This window comes from Dellaglioa sp. CoH-57-MRSF-22, assembly GCF_056781895.1.
On record NZ_JBXAXT010000241.1, the window covers coordinates 1 to 252 of the forward strand.

The 252-nt window shown below is 54.4% G+C and carries 1 protein-coding gene; it reads right to left on the minus strand.

The window, feature by feature from the left end; all coding sequences use genetic code 11:
* Positions 1 to 30 precede the first annotated feature (30 nt).
* Positions 31 to 252: hypothetical protein (locus tag AC1RPR_RS08940; protein WP_481763595.1), on the minus strand; the 222-nt coding region annotated here is incomplete at its 5' end.

The following is a 252-nucleotide window of genomic DNA, read 5'->3' on the forward strand; positions in this document are numbered from 1 at the left end:
TCTTGGGGTTGATTGGTGGTGCTGTAAATCTTATTTACTAGCAGGCGCGTTGATACGCAGCAGCGGCGTCACGAGCGCCACAAAAGCCTGAAAGCGATTGTCGCATGCGTCATGTTCGTTGGCCCACTGGGCAATCGCCTCTGTCTGCGCCTTCCCGTCGTATTTCTTCGACGGGTCGAGTTTCGACAGGTGGCCACAAGGTGCTATTGCCTGCGGGTCGATGTTCAAACTCGATTTTTCGGACACGAGAAC